Raw genomic sequence first — 17,593 nt, forward strand, 5'->3', positions numbered from 1 at the left:
TCACGCCGGCTCGCGGACGATCCAGCGGCGGACCCGGCCGATGAGGTCGTCGGCGTCCACGGGCTTGGTGACGTAGTCGCTGGCTCCGGCGGCGAAGCTCTTCTCCCGGTCGCCGGGCATGGCCTTGGCGGTGACGGAGATGATGGGGAGGTCGGCGTACCGGGGGTTGCTGCGGATCTCCCCGGTCGCGGCGTAGCCGTCCATCTCGGGCATCATCACGTCCATCAGGATCAGGTCGACGCCGGGGTTGGCGGTCAGTGCCTCGATGCCCTTGCGTCCGTTCTCGGCGTGCAGGACGCGGATGCCGTGGAGTTCGAGGATGCCGGTGATCGCGTAGAGGTTGCGGGAGTCGTCGTCGACGACGAGGACGGTGCGTCCGGTCAGCTCGCCCTCGATGACGTGGGCGGCCTGGTTGCCCGTCTGCTGGCGTACCAGCGGCAGGACGTCGGCGGCCTGTTCGGCGGACAGGTGCAGGGTGATGCGTTCGCGCAGTTCGTCCAGGCTGGAGAGGAGTTCCAGCGGGCGTCGGGAGACGTGCTGCTGGAGTTCGCGTTCCTGTTCCGCGTAGAGGCGGCTGGTGCCGTGCGCGAGGACCGGGGTGGCCGACAGGGCACTGTCGCCGTCGAGTGCGTCGAGGAAGCGGATGGCGCCGTCGCGGGAGAGGCCGAGGTCGAGGACGACGCAGTGCACGGGGGCGCTGGCGAGGGCGGCGGCCGCCTCCTGGGAGCTGGTGACGGTGACCACCTCGACCGTGTCGTGGGGTCCGGCCGGGCCGCGTCCCTGGGCGAGGTCCTGGGAGGCGCTTTCGGCGACCAGGGTGAGCAGGCCGTGCGGCCGTTCCTCGATGATCAGCAGCCGGCGCTGGTGGGGTACGGGCAGCGGGGCTGCCGGGGCGGCGGGGCCGGGTTCGCGCGCCGCGTCCGCGCTGAGGTGGTCGGAGGCGGCGGGCAGTTCCGGGGTGGCGAAGTCGGGCCGGGCGATGGGCAGGTAGAGGGTGAAGACGGAGCCCTCGCCGAGGGCGCTGCGGACCGTGACGGCGCCGCCGAGGAGGTGGGCGATCTCGCGGCTGATGGACAGGCCCAGTCCGGTGCCGCCGTACTTGCGGCTGGTGGTGCCGTCGGCCTGCTGGAAGGCGGCGAAGACGGTCTCCAGCTGCTGTTCGGCGATCCCGATGCCGGTGTCCTTGACCCGGAAGGCGACCATGGCCTGGTACGGGGCCAGGCCCGGCGGGAGCTCGTCGGCGGCGACGGGCTCGATGTGCAGTTCGACGCGGCCGTGCTCGGTGAACTTCACGGCGTTGGAGAGCAGGTTGCGCAGGATCTGCCGGAGCCGGGCGTCGTCGGTGATCAGGTCCACCGGTACCCCGGGGGCGGTGGTGATCTCGAAGCCGAGGCTCTTCTGGCTGGTCAGCGGGCGGAACGTGGCTTCGACGTAGTCGAGGAGCTGCTTGAGCGCGACCCGTTCGGGGTTGATGTCCATCTTGCCTGCCTCGACCTTGGACAGGTCGAGGATGTCGTTGATCAGCTGGAGCAGGTCGGAGCCCGCCGAGTGGATGATGCCCGCGTACTCGACCTGCTTCGAGGTGAGGTTGCGGGTCGGGTTCTGCGCCAGGAGCTGGGCGAGGATGAGCAGGCTGTTGAGCGGGGTGCGCAGTTCGTGGCTCATGTTGGCCAGGAACTCCGACTTGTACTTCGAGGCGCGCGAGAGCTGCTGGGCGCGGTCCTCCAGCTCCTGCCGGGCCTGTTCGATCTCCAGGTTCTTGGCCTCGATGTCCCGGTTCTGGCTGGCGAGGAGCGCGGCCTTCTCCTCCAGTTCGGCGTTGGAGCGCTGGAGTTCGTCCTGCTGGACCTGGAGTTCGGTGGAGCGGGCCTGGAGTTCGGCGGTGAGGCGCTGGGACTCGCCGAGCAGTTCGTCGGTGCGGGCGTTGGCCACGATCGTGCTGACGTTGGCGCCGATGGTCTCCATCAGCTGGCCGAGGAAATCCCGGTGGACGGCGGTGAAGGCGCGGAAGGAGGCGAGCTCGATGACGCCGAGCACCTGTTCCTCGACCACGATGGGCAGGACGACGAGGCTGGCGGGCGCGGCCTGGCCGAGGCCGGAGGAGATCAGGTAGCCGGCGGGCAGGTCGTCGATGGCGATGGTGCGGCGGCTGCGGGCCGCCTGTCCGACGAGGGTGTCGCCGCGCCGGAACCGTACGGTGGCGGGGCTGTCCGCGGGCCGGCCGTAGGAGCCCAGGAGGGTCAGCCAGGTCTCGGAGTCCGTCTCCTCGGCCAGGTAGAAGGCTCCGTAGCTGGCGGACACCAGGGGCGACAGCTCGTCCATGACGAGTTCGGCGACGACGGCGAGGTCGCGGTGGCCCTGCATCAGGGAGGAGATGCGGGCCAGGTTGGACTTGAGCCAGTCCTGTTCCTGATTGGCCCGGGTGGTCTCGCGCAGCGATCCCACCATGGAGTTGATGTTGTCCTTGAGTTCGGCGACCTCGCCGGAGGCGTCCACGGTGATGGAGCGCGTCAGGTCGCCCTCGGCGACGGCGCTGGCGACCTCGGCGATCGCGCGGACCTGCCGGGTGAGGTTGCCGGCCAGCTCGTTCACGTTCTCGGTGAGGCGCTTCCAGGTGCCGGAGACGCCTTCGACCTCGGCCTGGCCGCCGAGCCGGCCCTCGCTGCCGACCTCGCGGGCGACGCGGGTCACCTCGGCGGCGAAGGCGGAGAGCTGGTCGACCATCGTGTTGATGGTCGTCTTCAGTTCGAGGATCTCGCCGCGGGCGTCGACGTCGATCTTCTTGGAGAGGTCGCCGTTGGCCACGGCGGTGGTGACGAGGGCGATGTTGCGGACCTGGCCCGTGAGGTTGTTCGCCATGGAGTTGACGTTGTCGGTGAGGTCCTTCCAGGTGCCGGCCACGTGCGGGACGTGGGCCTGGCCTCCGAGCCGCCCCTCGGTGCCGACCTCGCGGGCCACGCGGGTGACCTCGTCGGCGAACGCGGAGAGCGTGTCGACCATCGTGTTGATGACCCCGGCGAGGGCGGCGACCTCGCCCTTGGCCTCGACGGTGATCTTCTGCGAGAGGTCGCCGCGGGCGACGGCCGTGGCCACCTGCGCGATGGAGCGGACCTGGCCCGTCAGGTTGGACGCCATGACGTTGACGTTGTCGGTGAGGTCCTTCCAGGTGCCGGAGACGCCCCGGACGGTGGCCTGGCCGCCGAGGTTGCCCTCGGTGCCGACCTCGCGGGCCACCCGCGTGACCTCGTCGGCGAACGCGGAGAGCTGGTCGACCATCGTGTTGATGGTCTCCTTCAGCTCCAGGATCTCCCCGCGGGCGTCCACCCGGATCTTCTGGGAGAGGTCGCCCTGGGCCACGGCCGTGGTGACCTCGGCGATGGAGCGGACCTGGGCGGTCAGGTTGTCGGCCATGAAGTTCACCGAGTCGGTGAGGTCACGCCAGGTGCCGGAGACGCCCTTGACGTCCGCCTGCCCGCCGAGCCTGCCGTCCGTGCCCACCTCGCGGGCCACGCGGGTCACCTCGCCGGCGAAGGCGGAGAGCTGGTCGACCATCGTGTTGATGGTGCTCTTCAGCTCCAGGATCTCGCCGCGCGCGTCCACCGCGATCTTCTGCGACAGGTCGCCCTTGGCCACCGCCGTGGCGACCTGGGCGATGGAGCGGACCTGCGCGGTCAGGTTGCCCGCCATGAAGTTCACCGAGTCGGTGAGGTCGCGCCAGGTGCCCGAGACGCCCTTGACGTCCGCCTGTCCGCCGAGGATGCCCTCGGTGCCGACCTCGCGGGCCATGCGGGTGACCTCGTCGGCGAAGGCGGAGAGCTGGTCGACCATCGTGTTGATGGTGTTCTTCAGCTCCAGGATCTCCCCGCGCGCGTCCACCGCGATCTTCTGGGACAGGTCGCCCTTGGCCACCGCCGTGGTCACCTGGGCGATGTTGCGGACCTGGTCGGTGAGGTTGCCGGCCATGAAGTTCACGGAGTCCGTCAGGTCCCGCCACACGCCGGCGACCCCGGGCACCTGTGCCTGACCGCCCAGCCGGCCCTCGCTGCCGACCTCGCGGGCCACGCGGGTGACCTCGTCCGCGAAGGCCGAGAGCTGGTCGACCATCGTGTTGACGGTGTTCTTCAGCTCCAGGATCTCCCCGCGCGCGTCCACGTCGATCTTCTGCGACAGGTCGCCCCGGGCCACGGCCGTGGCCACCTGGGCGATGTCACGGACCTGGGAGGTGAGGTTGCCGGCCATGGCGTTCACCGAGTCGGTCAGGTCCGCCCAGGTGCCCGACACACCCGGCACCTCGGCCTGGCCGCCGAGGGTGCCCTCCGTGCCCACCTCCCGGGCCACGCGCGTGACCTCCGAGGTGAACAGCGACAGCTGGTCGACCATGCCGTTGAAGACCGTGGCGATCTCACCGAGCAGCCCGTCCGCGCTGTCCGGCAGCCGGGTACCGAAGTCCCCGTCGCGTACGGCGGTCAAGCCCGCCAGCAACTGCCGCAGCTCCGGCTCCCCCACGGCCCCGGGCATCCCCTGGACCTCCGGCACCCCCGCAAGACCCGAAGCGTCCCCGGCCGGCTGTGACATCGTGCCCCCTGAATCGTGGTCGACCGCCCTCAGGGCCGACAAATAACAGAAGGTTACCGCCGTCCGGGGAATCGCCGTACGGGACGGCGGTATCGGCGAGTAGTACGGTGAGCTGCCGAACGACGCCGACAGCAGGGGGAAAGTATGCGGGGCGGGTCTGGTGAGCACCACTCGGCGGGCAGCGGGCCCGAGCCACCGACGCCGGAGGCTGCCGTCCTCCTGCCCGGTTCCGCCCTCACCGGCGCCGAGGCGCGCTCGCGCACGCGCGACTTCCTGACGGCTCAGGGCATGGCCGAGGGGCAGCAGATGGACGCCGCGCTCCTGGTGGTGACGGAACTGGTCACCAACGCCCAGCGCCATGCCGGCGGCGTCCAGGCCTTCCGCCTCGCCCGTACGGACACGGGCGTACGGGTCACGGTCGAGGACGCGAGCCCACGCTCCCCGGTGGACAGGGCCTCCCCCGCCTGGCAGCCCGGTGGTTTCGGCTGGCCGCTGATCCACGAACTCGCGTCGAAGGTCGAGGTCGAGGCGCTGCCGCACGGCAAGGCGGTGCACGCCCATCTCGAACTGGGCGGCTGACGCGCTCGGCGGGGCCGTCCCCTCGGGCACGGTCGACCCGCCGGGCCGTGCATACTTCATGCGACCGAACGCGCGAGGGGACACGACATGTCGGACGAGGGGCGGGCCCGGCCGCAGGGCCCGGTCGGCGAGAGCTACGCCGTCGACGGCGTCTGGATCATCGCCGCACGCGGAGAACTCGACAGTGAGACGATCGGGCCGCTCCACGAGACGCTCGTCGAGGCGGGGAGCCGGCACGCCACCGTGGTCCTCGACGCCTCCGAGGTGACCTTCGCCGACTCGACGTGTCTGAACATGCTGCTGCGCGTCCACCGGATCACCCGGCTGCGCATCGCGGCGCCCCGCCAGCAGCTCGTCCGGCTCCTGGCCCTCACCGGCGCGGACACGGTCCTCGACGTGCACCCGACGCTCGACGAGGCCATCCGGGCCTGACCCGGCCCGGGGAAGGGGCCCGGACGGGTCCGAGCCCCTTCCCCGGGGGGCGGGCGGGGGTCAGAGGGGGCGGCCGCCGAAGGGGATCGGGCCGTAGTAGAGGTCCAGTGCCTCGCGGTAGGCCGGGTTGCCGAGGTGGTCGTCGCGGTGGAATTCGGGGGCGTTCTTGATCTGGTCCCGGGTCCGGTCGACGAAGACCTTCTTGTCCTCCGTTTCGATCCGCAGCACCGTGCCGGCCGGGAGCAGGACCTCCTTGCCGAAGATCCAGACCCCGGTGTCGACGACCAGGTAGGCGTCACCGACCTCGTCGGAGTGCTTGTCGACCTTGCCGATGCTCCCGTCGACGGCCTCGACCGTGAACCCGGTCAGGTCGTCTCCGGCCAGGTGGCCCGAGGTCGACTTGTAGCTCCACACCTGTTCCGTCACGCGAAAACAACTCCTCCGGTAAGGGGAAGGGGACGGCACGGGGTTCCGTGGTCCGCCCACCCCCCGCTTGCCCGGCTCCCCCGAGGTCATTCGCGCCGGTATGTCACCCGGCCGGACGGCCTCCTCAGAGCTCGCGCAGGGCGGGCAGCAGCTTGGCCTCGGCCCACTCCAGGAAGGGCTCCTGGTGGGCGCCGCCGATCTGGACGAGGGCGACCTCGGTGAATCCCGCGTCCGCGTAGGGGCGTACCGCTTCGACGAAGGCGTCCACGTCGTCACCGCAGGGAATGCCCTCGGCGACGTCCTCGGGGCGGGTGCGCTCGGCCGCCTGGTCGAAGCTGTCCGGGCCGGGGAGCTCGGCGTTGACCTTCCAGCCGCCGAGGGCCCAGCGGAACTGGTCGTGGGCCCGCGCGACGGCCGCCCCGCGGTCGGGGTCGTAGCAGACGGGGAGCTGCCCGACGCGCGGCTTGCCGGTCCCGCCGTGCGCGTCGAAGCCCTCCAGGAGTTCCCGCTTCGGTTCGGTCGCGATGACCAGGTCGCCGTGCCGGCCCGCGAGCGCGCACGAGCGGGGTCCGGAGACCGCGATCCCGATGGGGGGCAGTTCGTCGGGGAGGTCCCAGAGGCGGGCGTTCTCGACGTCGTAGTGGGTGCCGTGGTGGCTGACGGAACCGCCCTCGAACATCCGCCGGATGATCTCGACGGCTTCTTCCAGCATCTCCAGCCGGACGTGGGCGGCGGGCCAGCCCGCGCCGACGATGTGCTCGTTGAGGTTCTCGCCCGAGCCCAGCCCCAGCCGGAACCGGCCCTCGGACAGGATCTGCACCGTGGCGGCCTTCTGCGCGACGACCGCCGGGTGGTAGCGGAAGGTCGGGCAGGTGACGTACGTCATGAGCGGGATCCGGGAGGTGGCCTGGGCGGCCGCGCCCAGCACGCTCCACGCGTAGGGGGCGTGCCCCTGGGACTCCAGCCACGGGAAGGAGTGGTCGGAGATGACGGAGAAGTCGAATCCCGCCCGCTCGGCTCCCACCACGTGCGACACCAGTTCGCGCGGGCCGGCCTGCTCGGTCATCATCGTGTATCCGATTCGCACCATGCTCCGCCCCTAACCGCCGTGGCCCGGGCCGAAACCTCCCTCCGCCGGGCGGGACTCGTCCGGCCCAGCGGGCGCGGGGTCCGGGTGCCAGGCGGCCTCGGCGTCGGCGGCGGTGGGGTAGGTGGTGAAGACCCGGTCGAGGCCGACGATGCGGAAGATCCGGTGGACCCGGTCGGGCACGGCGGCCAGCGCGATGCCGGCGCGGGCCTCCACCGCGTGGTTGCGGGCCGCGATCATCACGGTGATGCCGCTGGAGTCGCAGAACGTCAGGCCGGCCAGGTCGACGACGAGCTGCTGGCCGGGGTCGAGCACCAGACCGGGCAGCAGGGCGCGCACCTGGGGGGCGCTGTGGTGGTCCAGGTCGCCGGCGAGTTCGACGACCGGCCCGGCGGGGGTGGCGCGCGTGTGGATGCTCAAGGGGTGCACGGCGGCTCTTCGGTGGGGGGTCGGGGTACGTGGATGGCCAGGACCGCCGTGTCGTCGTCCACGCCCGCGCCGAAGGTGTCGAGCAGGCGGCGGATCGCCGTGACCGCGGCGTCGGCGGTGGTCGGGGACAGGTCCCCGGCGAAGTCGAGAAGGGCCTCGTCGCCGTAACGGCCGCCCGACTGGGCGGTGTGGGCCTCGGTCAGGCCGTCGGTGTACAGCAGGAGGGTGTCTCCGGGTACCAGGCGGACCGTCGTGGTCGTGATCTGCGGGTCCGGCAGGACGCCGATGAGCTGGCCGCCGGGCGTGGGCAGGTACGCGGCGCTGCCGTCGGCCCGCATCAGCAGGGCCGGGGGGTGACCGCCGCCGGCCAGGGTGATGCGGAATCCGCCCTGTTCGGGGTCGGGGGTGAGCAGGCCGAAGACGACGGTGCAGAAGCGGGGGTCGCGCCGGTTGTACTCGTGGGTGAGGACGGTGTTGAGGTTGCCCAGCACCGCCGCCGGCTCGGGGTCGTAGACGGCGGCGGCGCGCAGGGTGTAGCGGGTCAGGGAGGTGACGGCGGCGGCCCGCGCGCCCTTCCCGCAGACGTCGCCGAGGAACATGCCCCAGCTGTCGGCCGCGAGCGGGAAGAGGTCGTAGAAGTCGCCGCCGACCTCGTCGGCGGAGGCCACGTGGTAGTGGGCGGCGACATGCAGGCCCGGCACGTTCGAGAGGGCCGGGGGGAGCAGGGTCTGCTGGAGGATGGCGTTGAGGCTCTTGAGCCGCTCCCGCTCCCGCTCGGCCTCCTGACGGGCCCTCAGCAGTTCGGTCTCGTAGGCGCGCCGGTCGCGGGCGTCGAAGAGGGTGGTGCGGATCAGCAACGGTTCCCCGTCGTACCCCTTCTTGACGGTCGAGCTGACCAGGACCGGCAGGCGGCTGCCGTCGGCGGCCTTGAGTTCGAAGGCGATGCCGCTGACTTCCCCCTGCATGGCGAGGAGCGGGGCGAAGTGCGTCTCGTGGTAAAGACGGCCGCCGACCGTGAGCAGCTCGGAGAAGCTCCGGCGGCCCACCAGCTCCTCGCGGCGGTAGCCCAGCCAGCCGAGCAGCCGCTCGTTGACCTTGGCGATCCGTCCGTCGAGGAGGGTGGAGAGGTAACCGCAGGGGGCGTTCTCGTACAGGTCTTCGGCGCTGTCCTCCAGCAGTGCGGCGAACCGGTCCGGGGAAGAGGTCTCCCCCTCCCCCGGCTCCCGGTCCCGGGCGTCCTCCCGCCGCATCAACCGACGGTGCTCGCGAACTCTCTGATGACGTGGGTGGTCTCCTCGGGGGCGCTGAGCTGGGGGCAGTGCCCCGTCGCGGTGAGCGTGACCAGGCGGCTGCCGGGGATCTGGTCGCGGACGAACGCGCCCACCTCGGGCGGGGCGATGGCGTCGTTGGAGCACTGGGCGACGAGCGTGGGCACGGTGACCTTGGCGAGGTCGGCGCGGTTGTCGGACAGGAAGGTCACCCGGGCGAAGACGCGGGCGATCTCCGGGTCGGTGCGGCAGAAGCTGTTCGCCAGTTCCTCACCGAGCTCGGGGCGGTCCGGGTTGCCCATGATGACCGGGGCCATCGCCCCGGACCAGCCGAGGTAGTTCGCGTCCAGCGACTCCAACAGTTCGTCGATGTCCGGGGCGCTGAAGCCGCCCCGGTATCCGGTGGCGGGGTCGTCGATGAAGCACGGCGAGGGGGCCAGCAGCACCAGACCGGCGAAGAGCTTCGGCTCCCGCGCCGCGGCCAGTACGCCCATGGTGGCGCTGACCGAGTGCCCCACGAAGATCACCGGACCGGGCGCCACCTCGCGGCAGATCTCCAGCACGTCCTCGACGTACCCGTCCATCGTCGAGTAGCGCTCGGGGCTCCATGCCGACAGATCCGACCGGCCGGCCCCCACGTGGTCGAACAGCACCACCGTGTGGTCGCGTTCCAGCGCCGGGAGGACCGAGTGCCACATGTTCTGGTCGCAGCCGAAGCCGTGCGCCAGCATCAGCACCGGACCGCCGGCGCGGCCGCTCACCCTTACCTGGTTCCTGCTGCGGACGTCCATGCGGCCATCCTCGCAGACGGCGTACAGCGCCGGGTCAGCCGACCCGGAGGGCCACCAGGCAGGTGTCGTCCTCGGGATCGGTGATCGCGAAGCTGCTCATGACCCGGTCGAGCGTCTCCTGGGCGCTGAGCCCGTCGCACGTCGCGAGGGCGGCGGTCAGCGCGTCGATCCCCTCGGTGATGTCCTCGCCGCGCCGCTCGACCATGCCGTCGGTGTACAGCAGGAGGAGGTCACCGGGCAGCAGCCGCTCGGTCGCGGTCGCGTAGGCGTGACCGGGCACGAGGCCGAAGAGGGGGCCGCGGTGGTCGGTGCCGAGCGGCCCGGCCCGGCCGTCGCGCAGCAGCAGGGGTGCCGGGTGGCCGGCGCAGGCCCAGGTCAGGGTGTGTTCCGCGTCGATGTGTCCGATGACCGCGGTCGCCGTCTGCGCCGCGGGGTCGGCGCACAGCAGCTCGTTGAGCCAGGTGGTCAGCTGCCCGGCGTCGGTCCCGGGGGCGTGGGCGAGGCCCGCGAGGGCGTGCCGTTGCTGGGCCATCCGGGCGACGGCGTCCAGTCCGTGCCCGCTGGCGTCCCCGACGGCCAGCAGGATCCGGCCGTCCGGCAGGCGCCGGCACTTGTACCAGTCGCCGCCGACGGCTTCCGACTCGGCGGGCAGGTACGCGGTGGCGACGGAGAGCCCGGACTGGGCGAGTTCCGCGGACTGGGTGGGCAGCAGCGCCTCCCGGAGTACCGCGGCGACCCGGCGTTCGGCGGCGGCCTCCTCGGCGAGGCGTTCCCCCTGGCGCCGGGTGGACGCGAGCCGCTGGCGGCTGCGTACCTGGGCCGTCAGATCGCGGGCGATGAGGTGCAGGGCCCAGGGAAGCCCGTCGGCGGCCATGACGGGGTGCCCCACGAGGTGCAGGGTGCGGATCTCGCCCAGCACGCCGAAACGGATCTCGACGCCGGGCGGTTCCTCCCCGTCGAGCAGGCCGGTCAGCAGCCTGCCGAACCGCCACACGTCCTCCCGGAGGACGGCGTCGCACAGTTCGGCCAGTGACATGCCGTGCCCGTTCTCCGTACGGAAGATCGCGGCCAGCCCCTCCGACCAGGTGACGGCCCCGGAGAGCAGGTCCCAGGTGCCCCACCCCATCGAGGCGATGTACTGGGCGTCGAGCGAGAGCAGTTCCGTACGGTTGCGGGCGGGCCGCCAGGTGGCGAGGACGTTGCCGCCGCAGGACGCGGCGTCGTAGAGGAGCTGGGTGCGGTGCAGGCCGTCCCTGCGGTGCTCGGTGTAGTCCAGCGGGTAGGCCTTGAGGGCGCGCCCGCTGTCGAGCACCTGCGTCAGCGCGTCCATCAGTCCGCCGGCCGCGGCGCCGGGCTGGACCTCCAGGAACCGGCGTCCGGCGTGCCGGCCGGGGGCGTCGAGCCAGTCGGCGGCCCGGACGTGGTTGCCGGCCCGGACGGTGAAATCGACGGTGCGGCCCGTATCGTCCCGGACGGGGACCAGCACGGCGGCGGAGACCGGGATGGCGGGCAGCGTCGCGCAGACGCAAGCCCACGGATCGTGCGCGTCGTCCGCGTCCTCGCGGGAGTGCGCGCCGTCCTGGCCGCCGCCGCACCGGCGGGCCCCGCCCTGCGGTTCGTCGTCGTCGGCCTCCTCGCCGATCCGCACTCCGGCGTCGCGCCGCGCGGCGCTGCGCAGGCCCTCCACCTCACGGGCGATCAGCCGCTTGAGTGTTTCCGGGTCCCGCGGGGTGAAGGGCATCGTCCGTCCTCGGCGTCGCGGTGGCCTGGGCCCGTCCGGGGGCTGCGGGGCGGGGTACGGCCGTGTTCGGTCCTCCCAGGATGCGGGTCCCGGCCCGGGTTGTCCGTATTTCACTGGGCGGTCCGGGCGGTTTTCTGTTCCGTGCGGGTCGGCCGGGACACGTGAGGAGGCGGGGCGCGGGGCGTAGGCTCGGGCGCATGTCGCTTGCATGGGAGCAGACCGTCGTGGACGCCCGCGATCCGGCCGCGCTCGGCCGGTGGTGGGCTGGTGCCCTGGGGTGGGTCGTCGTGGACGACTCGGCCCAGGAGTTCGAGATCCGGCCCGCCGCCGACCGGCTGCCCGGACTGCTCTTCGTGGCGGTGCCGGGCGAGAAGGCGGGCAAGAGCCGGCTCCACCTCGACTTCCGGCCCGACGACCAGGCCGCCGAGGTGCGGCGCCTGCTGGAGCACGGCGCCCGCCCCGCCGACGTCGGGCAGGGCCCGGACGTCACCTGGGTCGTACTGGCCGATCCCGAGGGGAACGAGTTCTGCGTCCTGTCGTCCCGCTGGGAACCCGGCCCGCCGGCCTGAGCGGGAGCGCGAACCGGCCTCCCGGCGGGGATCCGGGCCGAACGGGTTCGCGCCGTTTCACGGCCGCCCCCGCTCCGGAGGTGCACGCTCCACCGGACTGGGCAGGCGGTGCAATGACCTGGCAGCCCTGGGAAAGGACGGACACCGTGGCACGACCGAGGATCCTCGTGGTGGGCGCGGGCTTCGCCGGAGTGGAATGCGTGCGCCGCCTGGAGCGCAAACTGTCCCCCGGCGAGGCCGACATCTCCGTGGTCACCCCGAACGCGTACCAGCTGTACCTGCCCCTGCTCCCCCAAGTGGCCTCCGGCGTGCTGACACCGCAGTCCATCGCCGTCTCCCTGCGCCGCAGCAGCCGCCACCGCACCCGGATCGTCCCCGGGATGGCCATCGGCGTCGACACCAAGGCGAAGGTCTGCGTCATCCGCAAGATCACCGGTGAAGTGATCGACCAGGCGTACGACCACCTCGTCCTCGCCCCCGGCAGCATCACCCGCACCTTCGACATCCCCGGCCTGCTGGAGCACGCGCGGGGCATGAAGACCCTCGCCGAGGCCGCGTACCTGCGCGACCACGTCATCGCCCAGCTCGACCTGGCGGACGCCAGCCAGGACGAGGCGGAGCGCGCCGCCCGGCTGTGCTTCGTCGTGGTCGGCGGCGGCTACGCGGGCACCGAGACGGCCGCCTGCCTCCAGCGGCTCACCGACCACGCGGTGAAGCGCTACCCGCGACTGGACCGCCGCCAGATCAGCTGGCACCTGCTGGACATGGCGCCGAAGCTGATGCCCGAGCTGGGCGACTCCCTCGGGCGCGCGGCGCTGGACATCATGCGGCGCCGGGGCATCCAGGTGTCGCTGGGGGTGAGCGTCGCCAAGGCGGAGCCCGACGAGGTGACGCTGACCGACGGGCGCGTGCTGCCCTGCCGGACCCTGATCTGGACGGCCGGCGTGGCCGCGAGCCCGCTGATCGCCACCATGGAGGCGGAGACCGAGAAGGGCCGCCTGGTGGTGACCCCCGAGATGACGGTGCCGGACGCGCCCGGCGTCTTCGCCCTGGGCGACGCGGCGGCCGTGCCCGACCTCGCCAAGGGCACCGACGGTGCGCTCTGCCCGCCCACGGCGCAGCACGCCCTGCGGCAGGGGCGCACCCTGGCCGACAACGTGATCGCCTCGCTGCGCGGCCTGCCGATGCGGCCGTACGCGCACAAGGACCTCGGCCTGGTGGTCGACCTCGGGGGCAAGGACGCCGTGTCGAAGCCGCTGGGCATCCCGCTGCGCGGCCTGCCCGCCCAGGCGGTGGCGCGCGGATACCACTGGTCGGCGCTGCGCACCAACGTGGCGAAGACCCGCGTCATGACCAACTGGCTGCTGAACGCGCTGGCCGGGGACGACTTCGTGCGCACCGGTTTCCAGTCGGGGAAGCCGCCCGCGCTGCGGCAGTTCGAGGACATGGACGCGTACCTGACGCCGGAGCAGGTGCGACAGCACACGGCGGGCCTGCGCGCCGCCGGCTGAGCGGCGCCGGCGCCGCGAGCCGTATCGGCGGCGCGGGTGCGTACGACGGGACCCGGCCGGGTGGTGTGCACCCGGCCGGGTCCCGTCGTTTCGGGCGGCCGTCGCGCCGCTCCGCTCGCCGGTCAGGCCCCTTCGGCGAGGACGGCCGAGACCAGCTTGCGCTGTTCGGGGGTCAGGCCGGACTCGTCGACGTCGAGCACCTGGTCGTCGACCGTGATGCGGTAGTGGAAGCCGTCCGCCGTCGGCGGCGCCAGGACCCGCCGGGCGAGCCCCTCCCACTCCACGGCGTCCGGCCGGGCGCCGGTGTCGACCTCGCGCGTCTTCTCCACGCCGGTGAAACCGCCCGATCGAGTGACGGTGATCAGCATGATCGTGCTCCTTCGGACCTTGGGTTCCCGTACGGGCTCTCTGTTCCCGGCGCGTCTGCCCCGGATCCGACCGCCGTCCCGGCACGGCCGCCATGCCGGCCCGAAAGGGCTTGATTCGGCCCGGTCTTGGCCGACGGTCCACTCGATCGGGCCGTTTGCCGCGGGGCGAAGCGGGCAGACAGCGGTGCATGGTCGAACCCGTCGAAGCGTCGAAATCAAGAACCGTCACCACCAAAGTGCCCGCGCGCCTGGACCGGCTGCCCTGGTCCCGCTGGCACTGGATGATCGTGATCGGGCTGGGAACCGTATGGATCCTGGACGGCCTCGAAGTCACCATCGTCGGGAACATCGCCAGCCGTCTCTCCGAGGACGACAGCGGCCTGTCCATCTCCGACGCCCAGGTCACGGGTCTCGCCGCCGCCCTGTACGTGGCGGGCGCCTGTTCCGGCGCCCTGGTCTTCGGGCGGCTCACCGACCTCTACGGGCGCAAGAAGCTGTTCCTGGTCACCCTCGCCGTCTACCTGGCGGCGACGGCGCTGACCGCGGTGTCCTTCTCCGCCTGGTGGTTCTTCCTGTTCCGCTTCCTGACCGGCTTCGGCATCGGCGGTGAGTACGCCGCCATCAACTCGGCCATCGACGAGCTGATCCCGAGCAAGTACCGGGGCCGCGTCGACCTGATCATCAACGGCAGCTTCTGGCTGGGCGCGGTCGCCGGGGCGCTGCTCTCCGTCGTCGCCCTGAACACCGACGTCTTCCCGCCGTCGGTGGGCTGGCGGCTGACCTTCGGCCTCGGCGTGGTCCTCGGCCTGGTCATCCTCGTCGTACGGCGTCACGTGCCGGAGAGTCCGCGGTGGATGCTGATCCACGGGCGGGCCGAGGAGGCCGAGGAGCTGGTCGGGGACGTGGAGCGGCGGGTGGAGGCGGAGAAGGGCCGCTCGCTGCCCGAGCCGGAGCGGTCCATGACGGTGACCCAGCGCGAGAGCACCGGCTTCGGCGAGATCGCCCGGACCGTCTTCCGCTCCTACCCGCGCCGGGCCGTGCTCGGGCTGTCCCTCTTCGTGGGCCAGGCCTTCCTCTACAACGCGATCACCTTCGGCTTCGGGTCCATCCTGGTCAAGTTCTTCGACGTGTCCAGCAGCGTGACGGGCTACTACTTCGCCGTCGTCGCCTTCGGGAACCTGCTGGGCCCGCTGCTGCTCGGCCGGCTCTTCGACACGCTCGGCCGCCGCCCGATGATCGCGGGCACCTACATCCTGTCCGGTCTGCTGCTCTTCGGGACCGCCTGGCTCTTCGGCGCCGGTGTGCTCAACGCGACCACGATGACCGCCTGCTGGTGCGTGGTGCTCTTCTTCGCCTCCGCCGGCGCCAGCTCGGCTTATCTGACGGTCAGCGAGATCTTCCCCATGGAGACGCGGGCGATGGCCATCGCCTTCTTCTACGCCATCGGCACCGCGGCGGGCGGCATCTCCGGCCCGCTGCTCTTCGCCGGGCTGACCTCCAGCGGGGTGGTCTCCGACGCCGTGATCGCCTTCTGCGTCGGGGCCGGGCTGATGGTCGCGGCCGGGGTGGTCGCCGTCTTCTTCGCCGTCGCCGCCGAGGGCAAGTCGCTGGAGGACATCGCCACCCCCCTCTCCGTGACGCCGGCTCCCGGCACGCCCGCCCCCGAGGCCGCTGCGTCCTGAGCGGCCGTACTCTCCCACGCCCCCCGGACCCTTCACCCGGGGGGCGTCCAACTGGTGGGGGTCCGGCGCTGCTGGTTTGCTGGTGGCGTCCGGACCCCACGATTGCGAGGAACTGATCATGAGTGGCGAGAACCAGCCGAGCGAGCGCGTCCGGCGGATGCGGGACAAGGCCCAGGGCCTGGAACAGGAGGCCCAGCACGCCTCCGACCCCGCGGAGCGGCAGCGGCTGACGGACGAGGCCCTGCGCATCCGGGAGGAACTCGAACGGGTGGAGGGGCCGGGCGCCGGCACCATGGACCCCATGTAGGCGGCGGTCCGGTCGGTGGTGACGTGCGTTCAGATGCGCTGTTCCCAGGGACGTTTACGTGGCACCAGGCTGGTCACACGCGCAGAGACGGTTCCTCCGGCCGACGGCCGGACGAGGCCCCGTCACCGCTCCGGGCCGCGTGACGCCTCCCCCGTACGACGCGGCTTCGAGCACCGGCACCATCGGACTGCCGTCCGGGGACCGCACGGCAGCCGGGCCCCCCGGGCTCCGTCCCTTCGTGGGACGCAGCCCGGGGGAAGCCCGGCAAACCCCCGGCGACGACGCTCGGACCGCCGCCCCCGGGCAGCGGGTCCCGACGGCAGCCGGCCGGGCCGGCCGGCGCACGCGACGCCGGCTTCCGCTCACGCGGTGGAGGGCAGGGCGGAACGTTCCGCCTCTTCGGCGAGAAGACGGCGCCGTTCCCGCTCGGTGAGCCCGCCCCAGACCCCGAACGGCTCTTCCACTCGCAGCGCGTGCCGCAGGCAGTCGCGCTGCACCGGGCACAGCGCGCACACCTCCTTCGCGGCCGCGTCCCGTTGGTCGCGGTCCGGACCCCGCTCCCCCGCCGGATGGAAGAACAGCCGCGAGCCCAGCTCACGGCAGGCGGCGTCCTCCTGCCACAGCCAGTGATGCTCGGCCCGACCCGGTAGCCGCGACACGTTCCCCACCTCAGAACTCCCCTCGACGGCACACGCGTTCCCACGCGCGATCGCTTCTCGTCTGACCCGCCGATCGCTCCTGAAACCCCACAGGCCTCAGAGCCAGCCGTTGCGGCGGAAGGCGCGGTAGAGAAGGCCCGAGGCCAGCAGCATGAGGGCGACGGCGAACGGGTAGCCCAGACTCCAGCCCAGTTCCGGCATGTGCTCGAAGTTCATCCCGTAGACACCGGCGACCATCGTGGGGATCGCGAAGATCGCCGCCCAGGCGGAGATGCGCCGCATGTCGTCGTTCTGCCAGGTCCCCACCCGGGCCTGCTGGGCGTCGAGGACCGAGTTCAGCAGCTCGTCCAGGGTCCGCACCTCGGTGTCCGTGCGGTGCAGGTGATCGGCGACATCACGGAAGTACGGGAGCACCTTCGCCGCGCGCTCCTCCTCGCCCAGCCCGTTCAGCAGGCCGGGCAGGACCGGGACCAGCGGCTGGACGGCGTCCCGGAACTCGCGGACCTCGCGCTTCAGGGAGTAGATCTCCTCGGTGTGGTCGACGCGGGACGAGGAGAAGACGCGGTCCTCCAGCCGGTCGAGCGCGCCGCGCACGGTCTCCGCGGCCTCGCCGTAGGCGTCGACGACGACGTCGAGGACGGCGTGCAGGACGGACAGCGGACCGAAGCGCAGCATGGACGGATCGGCCTCCAGCCGGCGCGTCGCGTCGGCGGTCGGGTCCACCGCGCCGTGGCGGACGGTGAGGACGTAGCGGGGCCCGACGAAGAGCATCATCTCGCCGGTCTCCACCGCCGCCTCCTCCTCGACGTACCAGAGCGTCTTGAGGGCGATGGCCGTGACGTCGCCGAACCGCTCCCGCTTGGGGCGCTGCCGGGCCTGGACGGCGTCCTCGACGGCGAGGGGGTGCAGGCCCAGTTCCTCGGCCAGCTGGAGGAGTTCCTCCTCGGCCGGGTCGGCCAGCCGCACCCAGCCGAATTCACCGTCGTCCAGATCGCGCAGCCGCTTGAGCACCAGTCGGCACGCCTCGTCCTCCAGGGCGCACTCGACCGTCTCCGACCTGCCCGTCCGTTCCTCGTACACCACGCATTCCATGGGTCGCGCATGCTTCAAAGCCGCGAGTTCATTCCCCTGGCGCGGGGGCCGGCCGTCTCCCCGCCTCCATCGACGGG

At 72.1% G+C, this 17,593-nt stretch carries 16 protein-coding genes; 6 read left to right on the forward strand and 10 right to left on the reverse strand.

Features of this window, described 5'->3' with window-relative positions; translation table 11 throughout:
- Entirely contained in the window at positions 1-4,518 is a 4,518-nt protein-coding gene (locus ACZ6ZT_RS11330) for a HAMP domain-containing protein (protein ID WP_469717836.1), read from the reverse strand.
- A gap of 201 nt (positions 4,519-4,719) precedes the next feature.
- Here ACZ6ZT_RS11330 and ACZ6ZT_RS11335 point away from each other — a divergent pair, with 201 nt between their 5' ends.
- A complete protein-coding gene (locus ACZ6ZT_RS11335) occupies positions 4,720-5,154 on the forward strand; it encodes an ATP-binding protein (RefSeq protein ID WP_469717838.1) in 435 nt (144 codons plus the stop codon).
- 87 nt (positions 5,155-5,241) lie between these two features.
- Positions 5,242-5,586 (forward strand): STAS domain-containing protein, encoded by a 345-nt coding sequence (locus tag ACZ6ZT_RS11340; protein WP_469717840.1) that lies wholly within the window; start codon positions 5,242-5,244, stop codon positions 5,584-5,586.
- Between the two features lie 60 nt (positions 5,587-5,646).
- Here the strand turns inward: ACZ6ZT_RS11340 and ACZ6ZT_RS11345 are convergent, their stop codons facing one another.
- The 6 genes from ACZ6ZT_RS11345 to ACZ6ZT_RS11370 all read right to left on the reverse strand — a co-directional run bounded on the left by ACZ6ZT_RS11345 (position 5,647) and on the right by ACZ6ZT_RS11370 (position 11,328).
- The gene (locus tag ACZ6ZT_RS11345) at positions 5,647-6,012 is read right to left on the reverse strand and encodes a PRC-barrel domain-containing protein (protein WP_469717842.1); all 366 of its coding nucleotides are present in this window, start codon (positions 6,010-6,012) and stop codon (positions 5,647-5,649) included.
- A gap of 124 nt (positions 6,013-6,136) precedes the next feature.
- Entirely contained in the window at positions 6,137-7,102 is a 966-nt protein-coding gene (locus tag ACZ6ZT_RS11350; RefSeq protein WP_469717845.1) for an LLM class F420-dependent oxidoreductase, read from the reverse strand.
- Between the two features lie 9 nt (positions 7,103-7,111).
- Positions 7,112-7,519 carry an STAS domain-containing protein gene (locus ACZ6ZT_RS11355; protein WP_469717847.1) on the reverse strand — a complete coding sequence of 136 codons (408 nt, stop codon included), beginning with the start codon at positions 7,517-7,519 and terminating at the stop codon, positions 7,112-7,114.
- Positions 7,516-8,778 carry a PP2C family protein-serine/threonine phosphatase gene (locus ACZ6ZT_RS11360; protein WP_469717850.1) on the reverse strand — a complete coding sequence of 421 codons (1,263 nt, stop codon included), beginning with the start codon at positions 8,776-8,778 and terminating at the stop codon, positions 7,516-7,518. The genes ACZ6ZT_RS11355 and ACZ6ZT_RS11360 overlap by 4 nt, the downstream gene beginning before the upstream one ends.
- Positions 8,778-9,587, reverse strand: coding sequence for an alpha/beta fold hydrolase (locus ACZ6ZT_RS11365; protein WP_469717852.1), 810 nt, complete (start codon positions 9,585-9,587; stop codon positions 8,778-8,780). The genes ACZ6ZT_RS11360 and ACZ6ZT_RS11365 overlap by 1 nt, the downstream gene beginning before the upstream one ends.
- A 34-nt stretch (positions 9,588-9,621) precedes the next feature.
- Positions 9,622-11,328, reverse strand: coding sequence for a PP2C family protein-serine/threonine phosphatase (locus ACZ6ZT_RS11370; protein ID WP_469717855.1), 1,707 nt, complete (start codon positions 11,326-11,328; stop codon positions 9,622-9,624).
- Positions 11,329-11,525: 197 nt separating this feature from the next.
- On the opposite strand from ACZ6ZT_RS11370, the gene ACZ6ZT_RS11375 reads away from it, so the two are divergent.
- Both ACZ6ZT_RS11375 and ACZ6ZT_RS11380 read left to right on the forward strand, forming a co-directional pair.
- Positions 11,526-11,897: a VOC family protein gene (locus tag ACZ6ZT_RS11375; RefSeq protein ID WP_469717858.1), complete on the forward strand. Its 372-nt coding sequence runs from the start codon at positions 11,526-11,528 to the stop codon at positions 11,895-11,897.
- Between the two features lie 146 nt (positions 11,898-12,043).
- Positions 12,044-13,408, forward strand: coding sequence for an NAD(P)/FAD-dependent oxidoreductase (locus tag ACZ6ZT_RS11380; RefSeq protein ID WP_469717859.1), 1,365 nt, complete (start codon positions 12,044-12,046; stop codon positions 13,406-13,408).
- Between the two features lie 122 nt (positions 13,409-13,530).
- Here ACZ6ZT_RS11380 and ACZ6ZT_RS11385 read toward each other — a convergent pair whose 3' ends face one another.
- A complete protein-coding gene (locus ACZ6ZT_RS11385; RefSeq protein ID WP_469717862.1) occupies positions 13,531-13,776 on the reverse strand; it encodes a protealysin inhibitor emfourin in 246 nt (81 codons plus the stop codon).
- A gap of 188 nt (positions 13,777-13,964) precedes the next feature.
- On the opposite strand from ACZ6ZT_RS11385, the gene ACZ6ZT_RS11390 reads away from it, so the two are divergent.
- Both ACZ6ZT_RS11390 and ACZ6ZT_RS11395 read left to right on the forward strand, forming a co-directional pair.
- Positions 13,965-15,458: an MFS transporter gene (locus ACZ6ZT_RS11390; RefSeq protein WP_469717866.1), complete on the forward strand. Its 1,494-nt coding sequence runs from the start codon at positions 13,965-13,967 to the stop codon at positions 15,456-15,458.
- A gap of 118 nt (positions 15,459-15,576) precedes the next feature.
- Positions 15,577-15,765, forward strand: a complete 189-nt coding sequence (locus ACZ6ZT_RS11395) for a DUF6381 family protein (protein WP_469717868.1) — start codon at positions 15,577-15,579, stop codon at positions 15,763-15,765.
- Positions 15,766-16,127: 362 nt separating this feature from the next.
- Here the strand turns inward: ACZ6ZT_RS11395 and ACZ6ZT_RS11400 are convergent, their stop codons facing one another.
- Both ACZ6ZT_RS11400 and ACZ6ZT_RS11405 read right to left on the reverse strand, forming a co-directional pair.
- Positions 16,128-16,424 (reverse strand): WhiB family transcriptional regulator, encoded by a 297-nt coding sequence (locus tag ACZ6ZT_RS11400; protein WP_469717871.1) that lies wholly within the window; start codon positions 16,422-16,424, stop codon positions 16,128-16,130.
- Between the two features lie 96 nt (positions 16,425-16,520).
- The gene (locus ACZ6ZT_RS11405) at positions 16,521-17,504 is read right to left on the reverse strand and encodes a magnesium and cobalt transport protein CorA (RefSeq protein WP_469717873.1); all 984 of its coding nucleotides are present in this window, start codon (positions 17,502-17,504) and stop codon (positions 16,521-16,523) included.
- Between the last annotated feature and the right edge of the window lie 89 nt (positions 17,505-17,593).

The organism is Streptomyces sp. NPDC102258 (assembly GCF_055584685.1).

What these genes read in the sequence shown, in the direction of transcription:
- ACZ6ZT_RS11395 (WP_469717868.1), top strand. Translation starts at nt 15,577, where the DNA reads ATGAGTGGCGAGAACCAGCCGAGCGAGCGCGTCCGGCGGATGCGGGAC.
- ACZ6ZT_RS11330 (WP_469717836.1), bottom strand. Translation starts at nt 4,518, where the DNA reads ATGCCCGGGGCCGTGGGGGAGCCGGAGCTGCGGCAGTTGCTGGCGGGC.
- ACZ6ZT_RS11370 (WP_469717855.1), bottom strand. Translation starts at nt 11,328, where the DNA reads ATGCCCTTCACCCCGCGGGACCCGGAAACACTCAAGCGGCTGATCGCC.
- ACZ6ZT_RS11385 (WP_469717862.1), bottom strand. Translation starts at nt 13,776, where the DNA reads ATGCTGATCACCGTCACTCGATCGGGCGGTTTCACCGGCGTGGAGAAG.
- ACZ6ZT_RS11365 (WP_469717852.1), bottom strand. Translation starts at nt 9,587, where the DNA reads ATGGACGTCCGCAGCAGGAACCAGGTAAGGGTGAGCGGCCGCGCCGGC.
- ACZ6ZT_RS11390 (WP_469717866.1), top strand. Translation starts at nt 13,965, where the DNA reads ATGGTCGAACCCGTCGAAGCGTCGAAATCAAGAACCGTCACCACCAAA.
- ACZ6ZT_RS11340 (WP_469717840.1), top strand. Translation starts at nt 5,242, where the DNA reads ATGTCGGACGAGGGGCGGGCCCGGCCGCAGGGCCCGGTCGGCGAGAGC.
- ACZ6ZT_RS11335 (WP_469717838.1), top strand. Translation starts at nt 4,720, where the DNA reads ATGCGGGGCGGGTCTGGTGAGCACCACTCGGCGGGCAGCGGGCCCGAG.
- ACZ6ZT_RS11350 (WP_469717845.1), bottom strand. Translation starts at nt 7,102, where the DNA reads ATGGTGCGAATCGGATACACGATGATGACCGAGCAGGCCGGCCCGCGC.
- ACZ6ZT_RS11375 (WP_469717858.1), top strand. Translation starts at nt 11,526, where the DNA reads ATGTCGCTTGCATGGGAGCAGACCGTCGTGGACGCCCGCGATCCGGCC.
- ACZ6ZT_RS11360 (WP_469717850.1), bottom strand. Translation starts at nt 8,778, where the DNA reads ATGCGGCGGGAGGACGCCCGGGACCGGGAGCCGGGGGAGGGGGAGACC.